We start from the raw sequence: 19,520 nt of genomic DNA, 5'->3' as shown, positions 1-19,520 counted from the left end.
TCGATCAGCCGCCGAGCAGGGCGTCGGCGAATTCCTCGGCGACGAACGGCTGCAGGTCTTCGACCTTCTCGCCCACGCCGATGAAGTACACCGGCACCGGACGCTGACGCGCGATTGCGGCCAGAATGCCGCCCTTCGCCGTGCCGTCGAGCTTCGTGACGATCAGGCCCGTCAGGCCGAGCGCATCGTCGAAAGCCTTGACCTGCGTAAGCGCGTTCTGACCCGTGTTGGCGTCGATCACCAGCAGCACTTCGTGCGGTGCGCCTTCGAAGGCCTTGCCGATCACGCGCTTGACCTTCTTCAACTCGTCCATCAGGTGCAACTGCGTCGGCAGGCGACCGGCCGTATCGGCCATCACGACGTTGATGCCGCGTGCGCGTGCCGCGTTCACAGCGTCGAAGATCACCGCAGCCGGGTCGCCGCTTTCCTGCTGCACGACCGTCACGTTGTTGCGCTCGCCCCAGATCGTGAGCTGCTCGCGCGCGGCGGCGCGGAAAGTGTCGCCGGCGGCCAGCAGCACGCTCTGGTCGAAGCTTTGCAGATGCTTGGCGAGCTTGCCGATGCTGGTGGTCTTGCCCGCGCCATTGACGCCCGCAATCATCATGACGAGCGGCTGCGCGCGGCCCAGCATCAGCGAGCGCTCAAGCGGCTTGAGCAGGTCGATCAGCAGCTGGCGCAGTGCGGTTTTCACCTGCGGCGCTTCGGTCAGGCGTTCGGCGCGCACTTTCTGGCGCAGCGCTTCGAGCAGATATTCGGTCGCGTCCACGCCTGCGTCGGACATCAGCAGCGCCGTTTCGAGCTCTTCGTAGAGATCGTCGTCGATCTTCGCGTTGACGAAGATGCTCTGGATGTTTGAACCCGTCTTGGACAGACCCGAGCGCAGGCGCGACAGCCAGGACTGCTTGGCGCCCGCGTCAGGAGCGGGCGGCGGGACGATCTCGACGGTGTCGAATTCGCTTTCGTCGATGGCGTTGAGTTCGCTGGGTGCGGCAGCTTGCGGCGCGCGCGGCTCGATCGCGGCGGGCGAGGCAGGCGCTTCCTGCGCTACGTCGGCCTCATTGGCCTCGTGGGCTTCGTCGTGCGCGGCTTCGGCTGCGTCGTTCCCGGCGCCCTTCGAGCCCCGGAGTCGTTTGAAGAAACTGAACATGATCTGGTGTGGTGGGGTCGCGTTGCAGGTCTGACCGAGGGACGGTCATCGACGTCGAAGATGCGGGCAACGCTCGGAAAACACAGCATTTTATCAGGCGGCCCCGAGCGCGTCGCCGCTGCAGGCTTCGCGTGTGCGCGGCCGATGAAACGCGCAGTGCGCAAGCCGCGCTGCGGCGTTCGCGCGACCCTGTGGTAACGTTCGCGCAAAGACGCACAAGCGCGTACAACCGTACTCATTCATCCAGTAGAACCAGCATGGCCCGTTCATCTTCCCCGCGCCCACAAGGCGCCCGCCCGGCCCACGGTGCGAAGCCTGCCGCAAAGTCCGCAGCAGGTGGCGCACACACGATCCGCATTATCGGCGGCGACTGGAAGCGCACGCCGCTGCCGGTGCTCAATCTCGACGGCCTGCGTCCCACGCCCGACCGCGTGCGCGAAACCCTCTTCAACTGGCTCGGCCAGAGCCTGGATGGCCTGCGCTGCCTTGATCTGTTCGCAGGCAGCGGCGCGCTCGGCTTCGAGGCGGCGTCGCGCGGCGCGGCGCGCGTCGTGATGGTCGAGCGCAGCGGACGCGCCGTCGCGCAGTTGCGCGCGAACCAGCAGCGCCTGGGCGCACGCATGATCGAGATTGCCGAAGCCGACGCGCTGCGGCTCGCTGCGAACCTGGCGCCAGGCTCCTTCGACGTGGTGTTCCTCGACCCGCCCTTCGGCGACGAGGCGCTGCTTGCGCGCTCGCTCGAACTGGCCGCGCCGCTCGTCGCGGCCGACGGCTGGCTCTACGTCGAATCGGGCGAGCCCGTCGACCCCGCCACGCAGCCCGCGCTGGCGGGCTGGACGGTGGTGCGCGAGGGCAAGGCGGGGGCCGTCCGCTATCATTTGCTGCAACGCGAAAATGAGGAATAATGCGCGTTCGATAACGAAGCGGGCGGGCGTCATCCGGCGCCACGCAGGCACTCGCGCATGCCGTAACCAGGCTTGGCAATGCGCCCCATTTCTGTTGAGAGGAGAAGCCTCATGGTAGTCGCCGTGTACCCCGGTACGTTCGATCCGCTCACGCGCGGTCACGAAGATCTCGTGCGACGCGCATCGAGCATTTTCGACACGCTGGTGGTCGGCGTGGCCGACAGCCGCAACAAAAAGCCGTTCTTCACGCTCGATGAACGGCTCGAAATTGCCCACGAGGTGCTAGGCCATTATCCGAATGTGCAGGTGATGAGTTTCAAGGGCTTGCTGAAGGATTTTGTGCGCAGCAACAATGCGCGCGTGATCGTGCGCGGGCTGCGCGCGGTCTCGGATTTCGAATACGAATTTCAGATGGCAGGCATGAACCGCTACCTGTTGCCGGACGTCGAAACCATGTTCATGACGCCGTCGGATCAGTACCAGTTCATCTCGGGCACGATCGTGCGCGAAATCGCCCAGTTGGGCGGCGATGTCAGCAAGTTCGTGTTTCCCTCGGTGGAAAAGCGCTTGCAGGACAAGGTCACGGCGCTCAACGCGGCCGTCAAGCCTTGATCTTTTCGCGGGTCGGCAAACGCAGGGCCGCGGCGCTATAATGTATTGTTTTTGAAGGGAAAAGCGAGAGAAGTATGGCCCTGATGATTACCGACGAGTGCATCAATTGCGACGTCTGCGAGCCCGAGTGCCCGAACGACGCGATCTCGATGGGCCCGGAAATCTACGTGATCGACCCGAACAAGTGCACGGAGTGCGTCGGCCATTTCGACGAACCGCAGTGCATCCAGGTGTGTCCGGTGGAGTGCATCCCGAAGAATCCCGAGCACCTCGAAACGCAAGAGCAACTGATGCAGAAGTACGAGACGCTGACGGCGGCGAAGAACGCCTGAGGCCCGCCGCGCTGTGTCTTTCAGCGCCGCAAACAAAAACGCGCCCAAGGGGCGCGTTTTTTTATGGCTCGGAGCGAATCAGCCGACGATCGCCTTCAGCGCGGCGACGAGCGTATCGCATTCGGCATCGGTGCCGATGGAGATGCGCAGATGCTGGTTGATGCGCGGCGCGTTGAAGTGGCGCACGAAGATTTCCTGCGCGCGCAGCTTCGCCGAGATTTCGGCCGCGTCGTGGCCCGGATGCTTCGCGAACACGAAGTTCGCCGCCGACGGCACGACCTCGAAGCCGAGCGTCTCCAGCGCCGCGACCAGGCGCGTGCGGCTGTCGATCACGCGCGCGCAGGTGGTTTCGAAATACGCGTGATCGGTGTACGCGGCCGCAGCGGCCGCCTGCGCGAGACGGTCGAGCGGATACGAGTTGAAGCTGTCCTTCACGCGGTTGAGCGCCTGGATCAGGTCGGCATGACCGAACGCGAAGCCCACGCGCATGCCCGCGAGCGAGCGCGACTTCGACGTGGTGTGCACGACCAGCAGGTTCGGGAAACGGTCGATCAACGCGATGGCCGATTGCGCGCCGAAATCCACATACGCTTCATCGACGATCACGACCGAATCCGGATTGCCCGCGACCATGCGCTCGACTTCGGCGAGCGGCAGCACGTGGCCCGTGGGCGCGTTCGGGTTCGGGAAAATCACGCCGCCATTGGGATGGTTCTGCGCGAGGTAGTCGTCGACGCGGATCTCGAAGCGCTCGTCGAGCGGCACCGTGTCGTATTCGACCTCGTACAGGCGCGCGTAGGTCGGATAGAAGCTGTAGCTGATGTCGGGGAACAGGATCGGCTTGTCGTGCTTGAGCAGCGCCTGGAAGGCGTGCGCGAGCACCTCGTCGGAACCGTTGCCGACGAACACCTGTTCCGGGCGCAGACCGTGATGCGCGGCCACGGTGGCGCGCAGGTTCTTCGCGACGGGGTCGGGGTAGCGGCGCAGCGATTCGCCGGATCCGTCCGTGCCTGCGAGTTCGGCGCGGATTGCGTCGAGCACGCGCGGCGAGGGCGGGTAGGGGTTCTCGTTGGTGTTCAGCTTCACCGGGTGCGCGAGCGCCGGCTGCTCGCCGGGCACGTAGGGCACGAGACGGTGGACGATGTCACTCCAGAAACGACTCAAGACGCTCTCCTTGCTTCGATATGACCTGCGGCGCGCGGGGCCGCAGGTCAGCGCCGCGCGCGAATATCAGCCGTTGCGATGCAGCAGCATGACGGCGCGTTCGGTTTCGCCCTTCACGAAGGTGGGCATGATGGCGAGCGAGCGCTCGATCGACGCGTCGATCACATCCTGCTCCTCGCGGCGCGGCGGCTTGAGCACGAAATTCGCCACATCGGGCTTCGCGCCAGCGCGTGCGCCCTCGGGAATCAGGTCGCGCGGATGGCCGATGCCGATGCGCAAACGCCAGTAATTCTGCGTCGACAGATGCGCGGAAATGTCCTTCAGGCCGTTGTGGCCGCCGCTGCCGCCGCCCATCTTCAGCTTGACGGTGCCGGGCGAGAGATCGAGCTCGTCATGCGCGACGAGGATCTCGTCGGGCAGGATCTTGAAGAAGTTCGCGAGCGCGACGACCGACTGCCCCGAGCGGTTCATATACGTCTGCGGTTCGAGCAGATGCACTTCCTCGCCGTAGAGGCGCGCTTTCGCGTAGTGGCCGTGGAAGCGGCGCTCGTCGCGCAGCGTGGTGCCGGCTTCGCGCGCGAGCTGGTCTACGAGCCAGAAGCCCGCGTTGTGGCGCGTCGCCGTGTATTCGGCGCCCGGATTGCCGAGCCCGACGATCAACCTGATCATGTTTGGTGTTCCGCCTGCATGAAACGATGAAGCGATGAATCGCTGGATCGATCCGCAAGTGTACGGAAGAGTAGAAAAGAGTGCGAAAAAAAACCCGCCGGGGCGAACCGCGGCGGGTCACATCGTCCGTTTTATTCAAACGGATCGAGAGGATCAGCTCTTGCCTTCAGCTTACTCAGCTGCGGCTTCGCCTTCAGCAGCGGCTTGCGCGCCAGCCGGAACCGGTGCCGAAGCGACGACCGGGTTTTCGGCTTCAACGTGCTGAACCAGCGTCACGCCTGCGGGCAGGGTGATGTCCTTGGCGTGCAGCGACTGGCCGGCTTCGATGTTCGCGAGGTCGACTTCGAGGAATTCCGGCAGTTGGGCCGGGAGGCACTGGACTTCGATTTCTGCCAGAACGTGCGAGATGATCGCGCCACCCGTCTTCACAGCCGGGTTGGTTTCCTGGTTCATGAAGTGCAGGGGCACCTTCGTGTGGATCTTCTTGCTCGGGTCAACGCGCTGGAAGTCCACGTGCAGCACGAGCTGACGGAACGGGTGGTATTGCACGTCGCGCAGCAGAACCTGTTGCGACTTGCCTGCCACTTCGAGCTCGAGGATCGACGAGTGGAAAGCTTCTTTCTTCAGGGCGTGCCACAGCGCGTTGTGATCGACTTCGATCAGTTGCGGCTCAGCGCCGACACCGTAAACGATGCCAGGGGTCTTGCCAGCGATCCGCAGGCGGCGGCTCGCACCCGTACCTTGCAGGTTACGCTCGAAAGCGATGACTTTCATGGTGTTCTCTTTTCAATGCACTGCCCGCGACCAGGCAGTAAGTAAAACGGGGCCTTTACGGCAAATCACTTGCCAGAAGGCCCCCGACGATACAGCACAGACCTTCGTCCGCCTGCGCTGATTACACGAAGGCGCGGCATCCTTGCGAATGCCGCGCCTTGCGCGCGAATCTCTTTAGCTTTCCGCGAACAGCGACATCACCGAGTCGCCGCGACGGATACGCGAGAACGTTTCTGCCAGCAGGCCGGCGCTCGTGAGCGCGCGGATCTTCGAGCAGGCACGGGCTTCTGCGCCCAGCGGGATCGTGTCGGTCACGACCAGTTCGTCCAGAGCCGAAGCAGCGATACGCTCGCCTGCGCCACCCGAGAGAACCGGGTGCGTAGCGTAAGCGAAGACCTGCTTGGCGCCGCGTTCCTTCAGCACTTGCGCTGCCTTGCAGAGCGTGCCGGCGGTGTCGACCATGTCGTCCATGATCACGCAGGTGCGGCCTTCGACTTCACCGATGATGTTCATCACTTCGGCGACGTTCGCCTTCGGACGACGCTTGTCGATGATCGCGAGATCGCAACCCAGTTGCTTGGCGAGCGCACGGGCGCGCACCACGCCGCCGACGTCCGGCGAAACGACCAGCAGGTTCTCGTAGTTCTGCTTGCGCAGATCGCCGAGCAGCACGGGCGTAGCGTAGATGTTGTCGACGGGAATATCGAAGAAGCCCTGAATCTGGTCAGCGTGCAGATCCATCGTGATGATCCGCTCGACGCCCGCGATTTCCAGCATGTTCGCCACGACCTTCGCCGAGATGGCGACGCGCGCCGAACGGGGGCGGCGGTCTTGACGGGCATAGCCGAAGTAGGGGATGGCTGCAGTGATCCGGCCAGCAGATGCGCGCTTGAGCGCATCGACCATGATCATCAGTTCCATCAGATTGTCGTTGGTCGGTGCGCAAGTCGACTGAAGGACAAAGACGTCCTTACCGCGCACGTTTTCCTGGATTTCGACCTGGATTTCGCCGTCGGAGAAGCGGCTAACCATAGCCTTACCGAGGGGAATACCGAGGATCTTGACGACTTCCTGTGCAAGCGCGGGATTTGCGTTGCCAGTAAAAACCATCAGGCCGTCATGGCTGCTCATCATGCACCTGCTGCGGACTTTGGGGGGCGAGAGGAACTACTTGGGCGAACTACTTTAGAATTTTTGGCAGGGGAGGAAGGACTCGAACCCTCGCATGCCGGAATCAAAATCCGGTGCCTTAACCAACTTGGCGACTCCCCTACACTGAACTGCGAGCCTGACTGACCGGCAGAGCGATCAGCCACGCAAAACTATGACGCGAAAGCGAAGAGTGGATGCTTGTCCAGACTCGAGGTGACTGCGCTTCTCCAGTTCGGCTGTTCCGCAAGCAGTTTGGCCTGAGCCGTTTCTGCTTCGTACCGACTGGCGAATGCTGCGAAGACGCTTGCACCCGATCCGGTCATCCGCGCCGGCGCGACACTGTTTGATACATCATCAAACCATCGCAGTACTTGCGCTACTTCCGCGTATTTTCCTGCGACAACCGCTTGCATATCGTTATGACCGAAACTATCTGGCCATCCCTGCTGCGTTGCTTGCTGTGCAAGAAAGAATGCTATTGTGCAGTGCTGTGTGTCCCGTGTCAACAGCTTTTCCGAAAAAATCTCGGCGGTCGGGACATGAGCCTGCGGTGTCACCACCAGGAAGTGGCGCGCCGGCAATTCTGCGGCTTGCAACGCTTCGCCAACGCCCTCCGCGAACGCGTTTTTGCCGAACACAAAAAAGGGCACATCGGCGCCCAGCTTCAGCGCCAGCGCCTGCAATTCCTCGCGCGGCAGATTGAGCTTCCACAGGCGGTTGAGCGCGAGCAGCGTGGTGGCCGCATCCGAGCTGCCGCCGCCCAGGCCTGCGCCCATCGGCAGACGCTTTTCGATATCGATTTCCACGCCTTGCTGCGTGCCGGTATGTTGCTTGAGCAACGTTGCGGCGCGCACGGTCAGGTCGTGTTCGGCGGGCACGCCGTCGACTTCCGTCGTGCGCGTGATGCGGCCGTCCTGGCGGCGCGTGAAATGCAGCGTATCGCCCCAATCGAGCAGCTGGAAAACCGTCTGCAGATTGTGATAGCCGTCGGGGCGGCGGCCCGTGATGTGGAGGAAGAGATTGAGTTTCGCGGGCGCGAGGCAGTCGCGCAGCGAGTCTTGAGTTTCGGTCATGTTGCCTGGCGCCCGGCGGGGCGTTCGTCGATGTTGATGTCGATGCGTGCGCGCCGGGCGCTATATCTGGATTACTGGTCGAGCACGAGCTTGATCTGCAGCGGCGGATCTTCGCGCGTGAGGTTCACGCGTTTGACGCCGGTGGCCGGCGCGTCCGCGTAAGCGATGTAGTCGATGTCCCAGCCGTCCTGCTCGATTTTCGAGAGACGCTGCGGATTTTGCGGATCGAACGTCGTGCGGGCGCGCGAATCGGGCGCCGCCGACGGCTGCAGCCAGTAGCGCAGGCCCTCGACCGGCAGGGCGAAACCGAGCGCCTGCTGCATCAGCGTGCTGACGTTATCGGCGGTCAGCGGCTGCTTATTGGGCAGTTCGAGCGTGGCTTGTCCCGGTGCCGACGTCACGACAGCAAGCGTCTGCCCAAGCGGATTGAGCAGTTGCAGCGTGACAGTCGAATCGGTCTGGCGCAGATCGAAGTTGCCGTAGGCGTTGCGTTGCTGGCCGTTCTGATCGTTGTACTGGATCGCGAAGCGGCCGTGATACGCGCGGCTCGTCTGCGTGGTCAACGAAGTCGTCGCGCGCGCTGTGGACGGTTCGTGCGGCGCCTGGGTGGCGCAGCCCGCGAGGGCAAGCAGGGCGGCGGCCGCAACGCCCAGCGCCGGGCGCTGGACGAAGCGGTGATGCAAACGGTTCAGCAATTGAAATTCAGCCATCGGAAATCGATCAAAGATCGTTGACCTGGAAACGCTTGAGCGTCTTCAGGAGCGTGTCGTTGTCGGGTTCGAGCTTGCGCGCCTCGCGCCAGGCATCGCGTGCGCCGGTCTGGTCGCCGTTCTTCCACAGCACTTCGCCCAGATGCGCGCCGATTTCGGCGTTCGGCTGCAGGCTGTAGGCCTTGCGCAGCACCTTGATGGCATCGGCGTTGTCGCCCATGCGGTACTTGACCCAGCCCACGCTGTCCATGATGAACGCGTCGTCCGGTGCGAGCGACGAGGCCTTTTCGACCAGCTTGTCCGCTTCCGGCAGACGCTGGTTGCGATCCGCGAGCGAATAGCCGAGTGCGTTGTACGCCTGCGGATTGTCCGGCTGCGTCTTGATCAGCTTGCGCAGCTGCGCTTCCATGATCTCGTAATGGCCGTTCTTTTCGGCGGCCATCGCGTAGTCATAGGTGAGGTCGGGATCGTCCGGGAAGTCGGCGGTGGCCTTGGCCAGACGCGTTTCGGCTTCCGGGTAGCGCTTTGCGTCGAACAGGATCGCGGCGTCCGTGCGGGCGATCAGCGCCTGGTCGCGCGGGTCGTCGCTCTGGATGGCGGCGAGCTGACGGCGCGCGTCGTCGATCTTGCCCTGACGGTCGAGCATCTGCGCGCGCGTGATCTGCGCGGGCACGTACTGCTGGCTGCTCGGGCCGATCTTGTTGAGCCACGCCTGGGCGCCCGCGTCGTCCTTCTGCTCGACGGAGAGCTGCGCGAGGTAAATGTAGGCCTGGCCGGCGTCCGCGCCCGGCGTCTTTTCCGCCTGCTGCGCGTACTGCTGGAGGTACTTCTTCGCGTCGTCGTACTTCTTCTGCTGCACGTCGATCAGCGAGAGCGCCATCAGCGGCATCAGGTCTTTCGAATCGTTCTTGTGCAGCACTTCGAACTGCTTCTGCGCGTCGTCGAGGCGATCGGAAGCCAGATACGTCTGCGCGAGCGCGAGGCGTCCGTCACGCGACTTCGGATTGGCCTGCACGTATTTTTCGATCGCAGCAATACCTTCCTTGCGCTCTTCCGGGCCCATCTGCGCGAGCATCAGCGCGGCGGGCAGGAAGTCGGGCTTGATCGCGAGCGCCTGTTCGAAGGACTTGCGTGCGCCGGGCACGTCGTCGGCCAGCAGTTGCTGACGACCGATCGCAAGCTGTGCTTCCGGGCGGTTCATGTCGTTGGCCAGCAGCGACTTGAGCACGTCGAGGCCGCCCGAACGGTTCGGGCCGCGCGAGAGCAGCAGTTGCAGCGAGAGAATCGCCTGGCCACGGCTGTCGGCGGGCACGCGCGCCAGTTCGCGCGCGAGCAGCGGCTGCGCGTCGGCAGGCTTGCCGCTTAGTACGAGCAGCGATGCGTCCAGTTGCGCCGCGCGCTCCGAATCGGGCGCGTACTGCTGCCACAGCTGCACGGCGGTCAGCGCATCGGTCGGGCTTTGTGCCGCGAGCGCGATTTCGGTCGCACGCTGCGCCATGCGCGGGTCGTGCGTGTCGCGCGCGAGCGCAAGATAGGTCTGATAGGCAGGCGCCGGTTGGTCGCGTTGCAGCGCGACTTCGGCGGCGAGCACCTGGAAGACGATCTGGCTGGAGAGCGCAATGCCCGGCAGGTCCTTCTGCTCGTCCGCCGAAGCAGGGCCGAAGGCGTCCGGCATCGTGACGGACGTGTCGTCCGAGTCGGGGGACGGATCCTGCGCGTACGCGCTCGAAGTGGTCAGTGCCCAGGCCGCGAGTACGGCGACGCCGAGCAGGCGACGGGGCCCGAACGCACGCAGTGCCGAGGTGTTGCGCAGGCGCGGCGCTGCTCCAGGCAGGCGCTTCGCAAACAGCTTTACGAAAGACAGTTCCATGGAATTCCGTCGAATGTTTCGGTCGATTGTAACGCGCTGGCTACAATACGCGCACGACGATGACGCAAGTTGCAGACCAGCCCCGCGCCATCGCCCAATCGTTTCAGTCTGGTCTCGCCAGTCCCCGGTTAGCCGCCATTACCCTCATTTACCGTCAGTCATGCCAGAACTGCCAGAAGTCGAAGTCACCCGCAGAGGCATCGAGCCCTGGGTCGCGGGGCGCCGGGTCGAGCGCGTGGACGTGCGCAATGCGTCGCTGCGCTGGCCGGTGCCTGCGACGCTCGCTCGCACGCTACGCGGTCGCACGATTCGTTCCGTGGGGCGGCGCGGCAAATATCTGCTGTTCGAAATCGATGAAGGCTGGTTCATCGTGCATCTTGGCATGACTGGGACGTTGCGGGTGTTACGGAATTTTCCAAAGCCGCCCGCCGCCGAAAAGCACGATCACGTCGACTGGCTGTTCGACGAATTCACGCTGCGTTATCGCGATCCGCGCCGCTTTGGCGCCGTGCTCTGGCACCCGCGCGAAGACGGCGACGTGCTCGGCCATCCGCTGCTCGCGAGTCTTGGCATCGAGCCGTTCACGCCCGCTTTCGACGGCGCGTTGCTGTTTCGGGAGACGCGCGGGCGCAAGGTCTCGGTGAAACAGGCGCTGCTCGCGGGCGATATCGTCGTGGGCGTCGGCAATATCTACGCGTCGGAGAGTCTCTTTCGCGCGGGCATCCGGCCGACTACGCCGGCGGGCCGCGTCTCGCTCGCGCGCTACGAGCTGCTCGCGGACGCCGTGCGCGCCGTGCTCGCGTCGGCGATCGAAAAGGGCGGCAGCACCTTGCGCGACTTCGTCGGCAGCAATGGGGAAAGCGGCTATTTCCAGCTCGAATATTTTGTCTACGACCGCGCGGGCCAGCCATGCCGCGTTTGCGGCACGCCGATCAGGCAGATCGTGCAGGGCCAGCGCTCCACTTATTTCTGTCCGCGCTGCCAGCGCTGACGGGCAAGCTTCTTCATGTATCTCTCGACCGCATCCAACGACACGCTCACGAGCGCCGCGCGCCAGGCCGCGCTGAAGGCCACTTATCCCGTCGAACTGCTCGCGAGCTTCGCGCCGCGCCTGATCGCCTGGCAGCGCGTGCACGGCCGTCACGATCTGCCGTGGCAGAACACGCGCGATGCGTACCGCATCTGGCTATCGGAAATCATGCTGCAGCAGACGCAGGTTTCCACCGTGATCCCGTATTACGCGCGTTTTCTCGAACGCTTCCCAACGGTCGAAGCGCTTGCGAGCGCACCCGTCGATGACGTGATGGCGCTGTGGGCCGGTCTTGGCTACTACACGCGTGCGCGCAATCTGTATCGCTGCGCGCAGGTGGTGGCTGAGCAGCACGGCGGGCAGTTCCCGCGCACCGTCGAAGGACTCGCGGAATTGCCTGGCATCGGCCGCTCGACGGCGGCGGCGATTGCCTCGTTTGCGTTCGGCGCGCGCGAGACGATTCTCGACGGCAACGTGAAGCGCGTGCTCGCGCGCGTATTCGGGGTGGAAGGCTTTCCGGGCGAAAAACGCGTGGAAAACGGCATGTGGACGCTCGCCGAATCACTGGTGCCGGACGCCAGCGCAACCGACGCCGACGTGAGTTCGTACACGCAAGGCTTGATGGATCTGGGCGCGACGCTCTGCACGCGCGGCAAGCCCGATTGCGAGCGCTGCCCGTTCGCCGACGACTGCGTTGCGAAGACGACGAACCGTCAGCGCCAGTTGCCCGCATCGCGCCCGAAAAAGGCCGTGCCGTTGCGGCAGACGTGGATGCTCGTGCTGATGGACGGCGATTCGGTGATGCTGGAAAAGCGCCCGCCTTCGGGCATCTGGGGCGGCCTGTGGAGCCTGCCCGAAGCGGCCGACGAAGCAGCGCTCGTCACGCGTGCTGAAGGTTTCGGCGCCGATGTGGCCACGGTGTCGCCGCTTGCGCCGCTCACGCATACGTTCACGCACTTCAAGCTCGACATCGAGCCGCGTGTGGCCGAACTCGCGAAGAAGCGCGGCGCGCTCGTCGCGCAGGAAGCCGATACTGCGTGGGTGCCGCTGCGCGAAATCGACGCTTATGGCGTGCCTGCGCCCGTGCGCAAGCTGCTCGACGGGCTGCGCGGTTCGCTGATTTGATCGACTAACGCAGCAGCGTCACAGCAACTGATGCTGCTGCATGTAGTGATGCACGATCTCGATGCGCGCGCCTGCGTCGTTCAGTTCCATGAGCTTTTGACGCGCGCGTAGCGCGATCGGCAAGACTTCGGCGAGACGGTTGGAGACCCAGGACGGATCGTCGAAGCGGAACGGCTCCGCGAACGGCACGCTGGCCGCGTCGCGCTCGCGGATCGTCGCGATGATCCGCTCCAGCACCTCCGCACAAGCACCGAAGCGCGCCTGCTGCTCGCTGCCTTCCAGCGGAATATCGTCGGGCAGCGGCTCGGCCATGCCGACCAGCAGGCCGTCGGGCTGCACGCGATGCGATAGCAGCCTGAAGCGCCGCGTGCCTTGCGCGCGGATCAGCAGCATGCCGAACGTCTCCACATCGCATTGCTCGATTTCGGCGAGGCAGCCGATCGCCTCGGGCACCGAGGGTTCGTCGGGTTGCGCGACTTCGCCGCCGCTCTTGAGCATGCACACGCCGAACGGCGTTTTCTCGCGCAGACATTCGCGCGCCATGTCCAGATAACGCGCTTCGAAGATCTTCAGCGGCAACAGGCCGCCGGGGAAGAGCACCGTATGCAGCGGAAAGAGCGGCAAATCGGCGAGCACGGCAGGAGTCGAGGACATGGCGCAACGCTTTCGGTTAAGGCCGCGCGCACGCGGCCAGTTAGGCGATAAGCCGGGACGATTCTCCGACGTCGAGGGGTGCATCGCGATGACGCACGATCACGTTCGACTCGCCCGCGAAGCGCGTGGCGAGCGTCTGGGCGATAAAGACCGAGCGATGCTGGCCGCCGGTGCAGCCGATCGCGACAGTCAGATAGCTGCGGTTGTCGGCGCGAAAATGCGGCAGCCACTTGGCCACGAACGCATAGACATCGTCGATCATTTCATGCACGGCCGGCTGCGCCTTGAGGAAATCGATCACGGGCTGGTCGAGCCCGGTGAGCGGACGCAGGCGGGCGTCGTAGTGCGGATTGGGCAGCGTGCGCACGTCGAAAACGAGATCCGCGTCGAGCGGCACGCCGCGCTTGAAGCCGAACGATTCGAAGGTGAGCATCAGCGAGCCGCGCTCGCCTTCGACGAACACCTTGACCCACTGGCGCAGCGCGTTGGAACTCAGGTTGCTGGTATCGACCTGATGGCCGAATTCGGCGAGATTGGCGACCAGTTCGCGCTCGTGCTCGATCGCTTCTTCCAGCGACTTCAGCATGCCGACGTTGGCGTCGTGCGCGGCGGAACCGGAAAGAGGGTGGCGGCGACGCGTTTCCGAAAAGCGCTGGATCAGCGACTGCGTGCTGGCGTTGAGAAACAGCACGCGTACGTCGTGTTCGGGCGCGAGACCGCGGATCATCTCCGGTATGTCTTCGAACGAGGAACTCGAGCGCGCATCGATCGCAACCGCGAGACGCTCGTAACCGTCTTCGGAGAGATATTGCGCGAGCTGCGGCAGAAAACGCGGCGGCAGATTGTCGACACAGAAGTAGCCGACGTCTTCGAGCGCGTTGAGCGCCACTGACTTGCCGGAACCCGAGATGCCGGTGATCAGGATGATACGCATGGGAAAGTCGATGAACCCGATTGGGTCATCATAGCATCCGATCTGCGCCCTCGCGATGACAGCCGGGCGCAGGACGGCGTGCCGCCGCGGGCTGCGATTAGATCAGTTTGCCGGGAAACTGGCTGTCCGGGTCCTGCATGGCCAGGCGCTGACGATCCATAAAGTCGCGCAATGTGTCGATGCCGCGCAGTTGCAGGATCGTGTTGCGCACGGCTGCCTCGACCAGCACGGCCAGGTTTCGGCCGGCCGCCACCTGAATCGTGACTTTGCTGATGGGCAGGCCCAGCACGTCGACGGTCTGGCTTTCCAGCGGCAGGCGCTGGAATTCGCCGTCGGGGCGGCGCACCAGTTGCACGATGAGCTTGAGCTTCATCTTCCGGCGCACGGCCGTTTCACCGAAGATCGTCTTGATGTCGAGCAGGCCGAGGCCGCGCACTTCGAGCAGATTTTGCAGGAGCGGCGGGCAGCGGCCTTCGACGAAATCGGGGCCGAGGCGCACGAAGTCCACGGCATCGTCGGCGACCAGACCGTGACCGCGGCTGATCAGCTCCAGACCCAGTTCGCTCTTGCCGAGACCCGAATCGCCCGTGAGCAGCACGCCCATGCCGAGAATGTCGAGAAACACGCCGTGAAGCGTCGCGCGCGGCGCGAGGATGCGCGACATGTAAAGGCGCAGGCTGTCGATGACCGTGGCCGCCGACATCGGCGTGGTGAAGAGCGGCGTCGAGGAGCGTGTGCAGCGCAGAACCAGTTCGGGCGGCGCGGTCATGCCGTCGGCGACCACGAGGAACGGCGGTTCCAGCGCGATCAGCTCGGCCATGTGGCGTGAGCGGTCTTCGTCGGTCTGGCGCTGGTAGTAGTGCACCTCGGCGTCGCCGAGCACCTGAATGCGGTTCGGGTGAATCAGGTTCAAGTGGCCGACGAGGTCGGCGCTGGCCGTGGCCGTGGCCACCGTTTCGGCGGAAAAGCCGCGCTCCCAGCCTTCGTGCCCCGTCAGCCAGCTGAGCTTCAGCGTGGTGGCGTTGTCGTCGAAGATGCTTTGGGCGTTGATGCTGGACGTGTCCATGAACCGGTGACTCCGCAGTGAATCGCTTGACTACTTCTACCGTACTTCCACCGTTTTAACGGATACCGGTGTCGCCCGGTTGCCCGTGTTTTCACCGATGAGGCGCGCGCGCATGCATACGTGCGCACGCCGCGCACCGGGCCGAACGTAGAGGTCCGGCAGGCGCGAGGCAGGCGCACATGCGCAACACGCGCTACATCAAGGTTGCCACTGGGTGAGCAGGCGATGCAATGTCTCGCGATCTTCTTCCGTGTGCAGGCGCTCGCGGGTTTCGCGATCCGACAGCAACTGGGCGATCTCGGACAAAATTTCAAGATGCTGCTGCGTGGCCTGTTCGGGCACGAGCAGGAAGATGAGGAGCGAGACGGGCTGACCGTCCGGCGCTTCGAAGGCGATCGGTTCGGCAAGACGCACGAACGCGGCAAGCGGCTGCTTCAGGCCCTTGATGCGGCCGTGCGGGATCGCCACGCCCTCACCGAGACCGGTGGAGCCAAGGCGCTCGCGCGCGAACAGATTGTCGGTAACCGTGCTGCGGGCAATGCCGTTCTGGTTTTCGAAGATCAGGCCAGCTTGTTCGAAGACGCGTTTCTTGCTGGTGACGGACAGGCCGACGACGACGTTCTCGATGGGAAGTATTTTGGCTAAACGATTCATGTTGGCAGGCGAAAACGTGGCCTGAAATGCTCCTCACCCCGGCAGACGAAGCGGCGGGTGCGCGAGGCATACATGCCTTTGCGCACCTGACGGTGCGTGCGCGGCCGGCGCCTGGATTGGCACAACCTGCGCGGAGCCGGGACCGTGGGGACGTGATACCCCGAAAGCGACCAGACCATTATAGATCAAGCGTACTGGCCGATGGTGCGATGCGCCAGCCATCGGCGCAACCAATGTTGCACGGTTGCACCTGTCAGCACCGTTCGATGCTGAACATGCGAGGCGGGCTTCCATTAAAAAAGCCGCCCGGTTGGGCGGCTGCGCTGGTGCATTGGGTCGGGCATTCAAACTTGCCGTGAATCGGGGCTGTATCGGAACTCAATCCTCGGCCCCTCCAACACTAGTGCACCAACATCTTCATCGCATCATTGCGGCGGTAGTTCGATCTGAACCTGCGGCTGATGCTTGAGCGCTTCGTGCTGATGTCCCTGCACGCGGTCCTTGTGACGCACGACCTGGCGATCGAGCTTGTCGACCACGAGATCGATGGCGGCATACATGTCGCCATTGCAGCTCTCAACGAAGATGTCCTTGCCTTTCAGATGAAGGTTCACTTCGACCTTCTGCCTCTTATCCTTTTCCTTGTGGTTGTCGACCGAGAGGACCACATTGCCATCGATGACCTGATCGAAATGCCTTAGCACCCTGTCCAGTTTGGTGATCACGTATTCGCGCAACGCTGGCGTTACTTCGAGATGGTGTCCACTGATCTTCAGATTCATAGTGCTTCTCCAGGCTGATGGCCGCGTGACGCGTGAAGCGCGGCTGTGCCGGTCGACTGACTCGCCGATGCGTGAGGCTCTCCGAAAGGCCTGCTACGAACGACTAGCGCGGCCGGCCATTTCCGCCAACTGGCGTTGCGGCCGGAAAACGCCTGCTCCGTAAAGGCCGGAACAGGCTCAAAGAGACTTGCGCAAATTGACCGCTGGAATCCGCAGTGCCTCGCGATACTTCGCGACGGTGCGTCGCGCGACCACGAAACCCTGTTCAGCCAGCAGTTCGGCTATGCGGCTGTCCGAAAGAGGGGACTTGGTGTTCTCGGCTCCTATGAGTTGCTTGATGAGCGCGCGGATCGCGGTTGAGGATGCTGCGCCTCCCGTGTCCGTCGATACATGCGATCCGAAGAAGTACTTAAATTCAAGTGTCCCGAATGGAGTCAGCATGTATTTACCGGTTGTCACACGCGAGACAGTTGATTCGTGTAGGCCCAGCGTATCAGCAATCTCCCGCAAAACCAAGGGGCGCATGGCGATCTCGCCGTGCACGAAAAAGTTCTTCTGACGCTCGACGATAGCCTGCGCCACGCGCAGGATGGTTTCGAAGCGCTGCTGGATGTTCTTGATGAGCCAGCGCGCTTCCTGCAACTGCTGGCGCAGCGAGCCGCTGCCGGGGTCGCCGCGGTTGTTGCGCAGGATATTCGCGTACAGATGGTTGATGCGCAGCTTGGGCACTACTTCAGGATTCAGTTCTGCGAACCAGTTCTGTCCCGTCTTCTTCACGATGATGTCCGGCACTACATAGTCCGCTTCGGCCTTGCCGTAGGCCGCGCCCGGGAACGGTTCGAGCGAACGGATCATCGTGTGAGCGTCGCGCAGTTCGTCGTCGCCGGTCTTCAGTTGCTTGCGCAAGCGAGTGAAGTCGCGCGCCGCGAGCAGTTCCAGATGGTTCGACACGATCTCAAGCGCGAGCGTGCGCGTGGGCGACGAATTGACGCGCAGCAATTGCAGCTTCAGGCATTCGGAGGCCGAACGCGCGCCCACGCCCGCCGGGTCGAAGCTGTGCAGCAAGGCCAGTGCCGCGTTGAGTTCGTCGCCGTCGACGTCGAGTTCTTCCGGGATATCGGCAAGAATTTCCTCGCAGGTCGTGGACAGGTAACCGTCTTCGTCGAGCGATTCGATCAGGAACGTAATGAGCGCACGATCGCGCAGGCTTGCGTTGGTTTCGCGCAGCTGCGCCATCAGGTGATCGCGCAGCGTCGTGGTGGATTCGTGGATTTGCAGCGGCGGCAGGTCGTCGTCGTCGGAGGCGCTGCCGGAGCGACCGTAGTCGTCGAGATTCCATTGGCTGGAGTCGCCATTCGCGTCGCCGCCGAGGCCGTTGTAGTCGTCCACGCCGCGCGGTTCGCCGTCGCTGTTGTCGCTATCGCTGCTCGACGAGCTGGAGCTACTGCTTGCGCCCTGCATCGATTCCGGGGCGGAGGACTGCGGCGGCTGCGCGATGAGCGAGCCGTCGGCGGCCACGCGCAGCGGGCTTGCGATCCAGTCGTCGTCGTTCTCGAGCAGCGGATTCTGCGAGATCGCCGTGGCGACTTCCTGTTGCAGTTCGAGCGTCGACAGCTGTAACAGCCGGATGGACTGTTGCAGTTGCGGAGTGAGCGCAAGATGCTGCGAGAGGCGGAGTTGGAGGCTGGCTTTCATGGCAATGTGCGATTCATTGTAAAGAGTTTGCCACGCTCGCGATACCACGCGACATTCGCGAAAACGCGCGTGCCCTGCCTTGGTGCCAGTGGGGCGGCGGGGGCGAATTTGGTGCGCAAACAGTGCGTCCGGCTGCGAGCTCAACGGCGCGTTGAGCCGCGCTGAGCGAGCACGACGCAGCCACACGATAGCGCATCGGGCGCTCGCGACAGGCAATCGCCGGCAGTGCCGACAGCGGCCAGACACAACGGAAAACTCAGGGGGAAGCGGGGGCGCGAGGCAGGCTATGCGCCCAGGAGACAGCGAAAGTACAGCGAAGATGCAGCGAAAGTACAGCGAAGATGCAGCCGGGTTCGGGCAGGCCGGATCCGGGCGCGTGCTGCGCCCGGAGGGCCTGTTACATGCGGAAGTGTTCGCCGAGATAAACGCGGCGCACGCTTTCGTTTTCGATGATTTCACTGGGGGCGCCGGCTGCGAGCACGGAGCCGTCGCTGATGATGTAGGCGTGATCGCAGATGCCGAGCGTTTCACGCACGTTGTGATCGGTGATCAGCACGCCGATGTTGCGCTGCTTCAGGAACTTCACGATCTTCTGGATTTCGAGCACGGCGATCGGGTCAACGCCCGCAAACGGCTCGTCGAGCAGAATGAAGCTCGGGTCGGTGGCCAGCGCACGTGCGATTTCCACGCGGCGGCGCTCGCCGCCCGACAGCGACAGCGCCGGATTCTCGCGCAGGTGCGCGATCTGAAGCTCGTCGAGCAGCGCTTCGGCGCGCGTCGTGATGACGTCCTTCGACAGGCGCTTGCCGTTCTCGTCCACCTGCAGTTCGAGCACTGCGCGGATGTTCTCTTCGACGGTGAGCTTGCGGAACACCGACGCTTCCTGGGGCAGATACGACAGACCCAGCGCCGCGCGTTTGTGGATCGGCAGCAGGCTGATCGACTGGCCGTCGAGATCGATCTCGCCGGCGTCGAGCGGCACGAGTCCCACGATCATGTAGAACGAGGTGGTCTTGCCCGCGCCGTTGGGGCCGAGCAGGCCGACCACTTCGCCGCTTTTCACGTCGAGCGAAACGTCCTTGACCACGGTGCGCGAGCCATAGCGCTTCTTGAGGTTGCGCACTACGAGCGAACTCGTCTTGCCCGCGGACGGGCGCTGATGAATGGGGGAG

At 63.7% G+C, this 19,520-nt stretch carries 20 protein-coding genes and 1 tRNA gene; 5 read left to right on the top strand and 16 right to left on the bottom strand.

Going from position 1 to position 19,520, the window contains the following annotated elements; genetic code table 11:
- Window positions 1-4: 4 nt before the first annotated feature.
- Window positions 5-1,147, bottom strand: coding sequence for a signal recognition particle-docking protein FtsY (gene ftsY / locus BBA01S_RS06335; protein WP_027815693.1), 1,143 nt, complete (start codon window positions 1,145-1,147; stop codon window positions 5-7).
- 257 nt (window positions 1,148-1,404) lie between these two features.
- Here ftsY and rsmD point away from each other — a divergent pair, with 257 nt between their 5' ends.
- From rsmD to BBA01S_RS06320, 3 genes are all read left to right on the top strand, one after another.
- Window positions 1,405-2,052 carry a 16S rRNA (guanine(966)-N(2))-methyltransferase RsmD gene (rsmD, locus tag BBA01S_RS06330; RefSeq protein ID WP_027815692.1) on the top strand — a complete coding sequence of 216 codons (648 nt, stop codon included), beginning with the start codon at window positions 1,405-1,407 and terminating at the stop codon, window positions 2,050-2,052.
- 111 nt (window positions 2,053-2,163) lie between these two features.
- Complete coding sequence (gene coaD / locus BBA01S_RS06325) at window positions 2,164-2,664, top strand: pantetheine-phosphate adenylyltransferase (RefSeq protein WP_027815691.1); 501 nt, start codon at window positions 2,164-2,166, stop codon at window positions 2,662-2,664.
- A gap of 74 nt (window positions 2,665-2,738) precedes the next feature.
- Complete coding sequence (locus tag BBA01S_RS06320; RefSeq protein WP_027815690.1) at window positions 2,739-2,996, top strand: YfhL family 4Fe-4S dicluster ferredoxin; 258 nt, start codon at window positions 2,739-2,741, stop codon at window positions 2,994-2,996.
- Window positions 2,997-3,074: 78 nt separating this feature from the next.
- On the opposite strand, the gene hisC is transcribed toward BBA01S_RS06320, so the two are convergent.
- The 8 genes from hisC to BBA01S_RS06280 all read right to left on the bottom strand — a co-directional run bounded on the left by hisC (window position 3,075) and on the right by BBA01S_RS06280 (window position 10,408).
- Window positions 3,075-4,160 carry a histidinol-phosphate transaminase gene (gene hisC, locus BBA01S_RS06315; RefSeq protein ID WP_027815689.1) on the bottom strand — a complete coding sequence of 362 codons (1,086 nt, stop codon included), beginning with the start codon at window positions 4,158-4,160 and terminating at the stop codon, window positions 3,075-3,077.
- 66 nt (window positions 4,161-4,226) lie between these two features.
- Window positions 4,227-4,829 carry an aminoacyl-tRNA hydrolase gene (gene pth, locus BBA01S_RS06310; protein WP_027815688.1) on the bottom strand — a complete coding sequence of 201 codons (603 nt, stop codon included), beginning with the start codon at window positions 4,827-4,829 and terminating at the stop codon, window positions 4,227-4,229.
- Window positions 4,830-5,000: 171 nt separating this feature from the next.
- Window positions 5,001-5,603 carry a 50S ribosomal protein L25/general stress protein Ctc gene (locus tag BBA01S_RS06305; protein WP_027815687.1) on the bottom strand — a complete coding sequence of 201 codons (603 nt, stop codon included), beginning with the start codon at window positions 5,601-5,603 and terminating at the stop codon, window positions 5,001-5,003.
- A gap of 174 nt (window positions 5,604-5,777) precedes the next feature.
- On the bottom strand, window positions 5,778-6,734 hold the full coding sequence (locus BBA01S_RS06300) for a ribose-phosphate pyrophosphokinase (RefSeq protein ID WP_027815686.1): 957 nt from the start codon (window positions 6,732-6,734) through the stop codon (window positions 5,778-5,780).
- 64 nt (window positions 6,735-6,798) lie between these two features.
- Window positions 6,799-6,875 (bottom strand) — tRNA-Gln (locus BBA01S_RS06295).
- 50 nt (window positions 6,876-6,925) lie between these two features.
- Window positions 6,926-7,828: a 4-(cytidine 5'-diphospho)-2-C-methyl-D-erythritol kinase gene (ispE, locus tag BBA01S_RS06290; RefSeq protein ID WP_027815685.1), complete on the bottom strand. Its 903-nt coding sequence runs from the start codon at window positions 7,826-7,828 to the stop codon at window positions 6,926-6,928.
- 71 nt (window positions 7,829-7,899) lie between these two features.
- Window positions 7,900-8,538, bottom strand: coding sequence for a lipoprotein insertase outer membrane protein LolB (lolB, locus tag BBA01S_RS06285; RefSeq protein ID WP_042296242.1), 639 nt, complete (start codon window positions 8,536-8,538; stop codon window positions 7,900-7,902).
- Window positions 8,539-8,548: 10 nt separating this feature from the next.
- A complete protein-coding gene (locus BBA01S_RS06280; RefSeq protein WP_027815683.1) occupies window positions 8,549-10,408 on the bottom strand; it encodes a tetratricopeptide repeat protein in 1,860 nt (619 codons plus the stop codon).
- Window positions 10,409-10,568: 160 nt separating this feature from the next.
- On the opposite strand from BBA01S_RS06280, the gene mutM reads away from it, so the two are divergent.
- On the top strand, window positions 10,569-11,399 hold the full coding sequence (gene mutM, locus BBA01S_RS06275) for a bifunctional DNA-formamidopyrimidine glycosylase/DNA-(apurinic or apyrimidinic site) lyase (RefSeq protein ID WP_027815682.1): 831 nt from the start codon (window positions 10,569-10,571) through the stop codon (window positions 11,397-11,399).
- A gap of 15 nt (window positions 11,400-11,414) precedes the next feature.
- Window positions 11,415-12,563, top strand: coding sequence for an A/G-specific adenine glycosylase (mutY, locus tag BBA01S_RS06270; RefSeq protein WP_042296239.1), 1,149 nt, complete (start codon window positions 11,415-11,417; stop codon window positions 12,561-12,563).
- Between the two features lie 18 nt (window positions 12,564-12,581).
- Here the strand turns inward: mutY and BBA01S_RS06265 are convergent, their stop codons facing one another.
- From BBA01S_RS06265 to lptB, 7 genes are all read right to left on the bottom strand, one after another.
- Window positions 12,582-13,217, bottom strand: coding sequence for an LON peptidase substrate-binding domain-containing protein (locus BBA01S_RS06265; RefSeq protein WP_027815680.1), 636 nt, complete (start codon window positions 13,215-13,217; stop codon window positions 12,582-12,584).
- A gap of 40 nt (window positions 13,218-13,257) precedes the next feature.
- Entirely contained in the window at window positions 13,258-14,151 is an 894-nt protein-coding gene (rapZ, locus tag BBA01S_RS06260; RefSeq protein WP_027815679.1) for an RNase adapter RapZ, read from the bottom strand.
- Between the two features lie 97 nt (window positions 14,152-14,248).
- Entirely contained in the window at window positions 14,249-15,217 is a 969-nt protein-coding gene (gene hprK, locus BBA01S_RS06255) for an HPr(Ser) kinase/phosphatase (RefSeq protein ID WP_027815678.1), read from the bottom strand.
- A 198-nt stretch (window positions 15,218-15,415) separates the two neighbouring features.
- Window positions 15,416-15,871, bottom strand: coding sequence for a PTS IIA-like nitrogen regulatory protein PtsN (gene ptsN / locus BBA01S_RS06250; protein ID WP_027815677.1), 456 nt, complete (start codon window positions 15,869-15,871; stop codon window positions 15,416-15,418).
- Between the two features lie 425 nt (window positions 15,872-16,296).
- Window positions 16,297-16,653, bottom strand: coding sequence for a ribosome hibernation-promoting factor, HPF/YfiA family (gene hpf, locus BBA01S_RS06245; protein ID WP_027815676.1), 357 nt, complete (start codon window positions 16,651-16,653; stop codon window positions 16,297-16,299).
- Between the two features lie 177 nt (window positions 16,654-16,830).
- Entirely contained in the window at window positions 16,831-18,348 is a 1,518-nt protein-coding gene (locus tag BBA01S_RS06240) for an RNA polymerase factor sigma-54 (RefSeq protein ID WP_027815675.1), read from the bottom strand.
- Between the two features lie 397 nt (window positions 18,349-18,745).
- The gene (lptB, locus tag BBA01S_RS06235) at window positions 18,746-19,513 is read right to left on the bottom strand and encodes an LPS export ABC transporter ATP-binding protein (protein WP_027815674.1); all 768 of its coding nucleotides are present in this window, start codon (window positions 19,511-19,513) and stop codon (window positions 18,746-18,748) included.
- Window positions 19,514-19,520 lie beyond the last annotated feature (7 nt).

The sequence above is a fragment of the Paraburkholderia bannensis NBRC 103871 genome (assembly GCF_000685015.1).
GTDB lineage: Bacteria > Pseudomonadota > Gammaproteobacteria > Burkholderiales > Burkholderiaceae > Paraburkholderia > Paraburkholderia bannensis.
Note: the sequence above shows the minus strand (reverse complement) of the source record. Positions and strands in the feature narration are given on the sequence as shown.

Bases quoted from the DNA above. Each gene is read 5' to 3' on its own strand.
- ftsY (WP_027815693.1), bottom strand. From the start codon at position 1,147: ATGTTCAGTTTCTTCAAACGACTCCGGGGCTCGAAGGGCGCCGGGAAC.
- rsmD (WP_027815692.1), top strand. From the start codon at position 1,405: ATGGCCCGTTCATCTTCCCCGCGCCCACAAGGCGCCCGCCCGGCCCAC.
- coaD (WP_027815691.1), top strand. From the start codon at position 2,164: ATGGTAGTCGCCGTGTACCCCGGTACGTTCGATCCGCTCACGCGCGGT.
- BBA01S_RS06320 (WP_027815690.1), top strand. From the start codon at position 2,739: ATGGCCCTGATGATTACCGACGAGTGCATCAATTGCGACGTCTGCGAG.
- pth (WP_027815688.1), bottom strand. From the start codon at position 4,829: ATGATCAGGTTGATCGTCGGGCTCGGCAATCCGGGCGCCGAATACACG.
- BBA01S_RS06305 (WP_027815687.1), bottom strand. From the start codon at position 5,603: ATGAAAGTCATCGCTTTCGAGCGTAACCTGCAAGGTACGGGTGCGAGC.
- BBA01S_RS06300 (WP_027815686.1), bottom strand. From the start codon at position 6,734: ATGAGCAGCCATGACGGCCTGATGGTTTTTACTGGCAACGCAAATCCC.
- ispE (WP_027815685.1), bottom strand. From the start codon at position 7,828: ATGACCGAAACTCAAGACTCGCTGCGCGACTGCCTCGCGCCCGCGAAA.
- lolB (WP_042296242.1), bottom strand. From the start codon at position 8,538: ATGGCTGAATTTCAATTGCTGAACCGTTTGCATCACCGCTTCGTCCAG.
- BBA01S_RS06280 (WP_027815683.1), bottom strand. From the start codon at position 10,408: ATGGAACTGTCTTTCGTAAAGCTGTTTGCGAAGCGCCTGCCTGGAGCA.
- mutM (WP_027815682.1), top strand. From the start codon at position 10,569: ATGCCAGAACTGCCAGAAGTCGAAGTCACCCGCAGAGGCATCGAGCCC.
- mutY (WP_042296239.1), top strand. From the start codon at position 11,415: ATGTATCTCTCGACCGCATCCAACGACACGCTCACGAGCGCCGCGCGC.
- BBA01S_RS06265 (WP_027815680.1), bottom strand. From the start codon at position 13,217: ATGTCCTCGACTCCTGCCGTGCTCGCCGATTTGCCGCTCTTTCCGCTG.
- rapZ (WP_027815679.1), bottom strand. From the start codon at position 14,151: ATGCGTATCATCCTGATCACCGGCATCTCGGGTTCCGGCAAGTCAGTG.
- hprK (WP_027815678.1), bottom strand. From the start codon at position 15,217: ATGGACACGTCCAGCATCAACGCCCAAAGCATCTTCGACGACAACGCC.
- ptsN (WP_027815677.1), bottom strand. From the start codon at position 15,871: ATGAATCGTTTAGCCAAAATACTTCCCATCGAGAACGTCGTCGTCGGC.
- hpf (WP_027815676.1), bottom strand. From the start codon at position 16,653: ATGAATCTGAAGATCAGTGGACACCATCTCGAAGTAACGCCAGCGTTG.
- BBA01S_RS06240 (WP_027815675.1), bottom strand. From the start codon at position 18,348: ATGAAAGCCAGCCTCCAACTCCGCCTCTCGCAGCATCTTGCGCTCACT.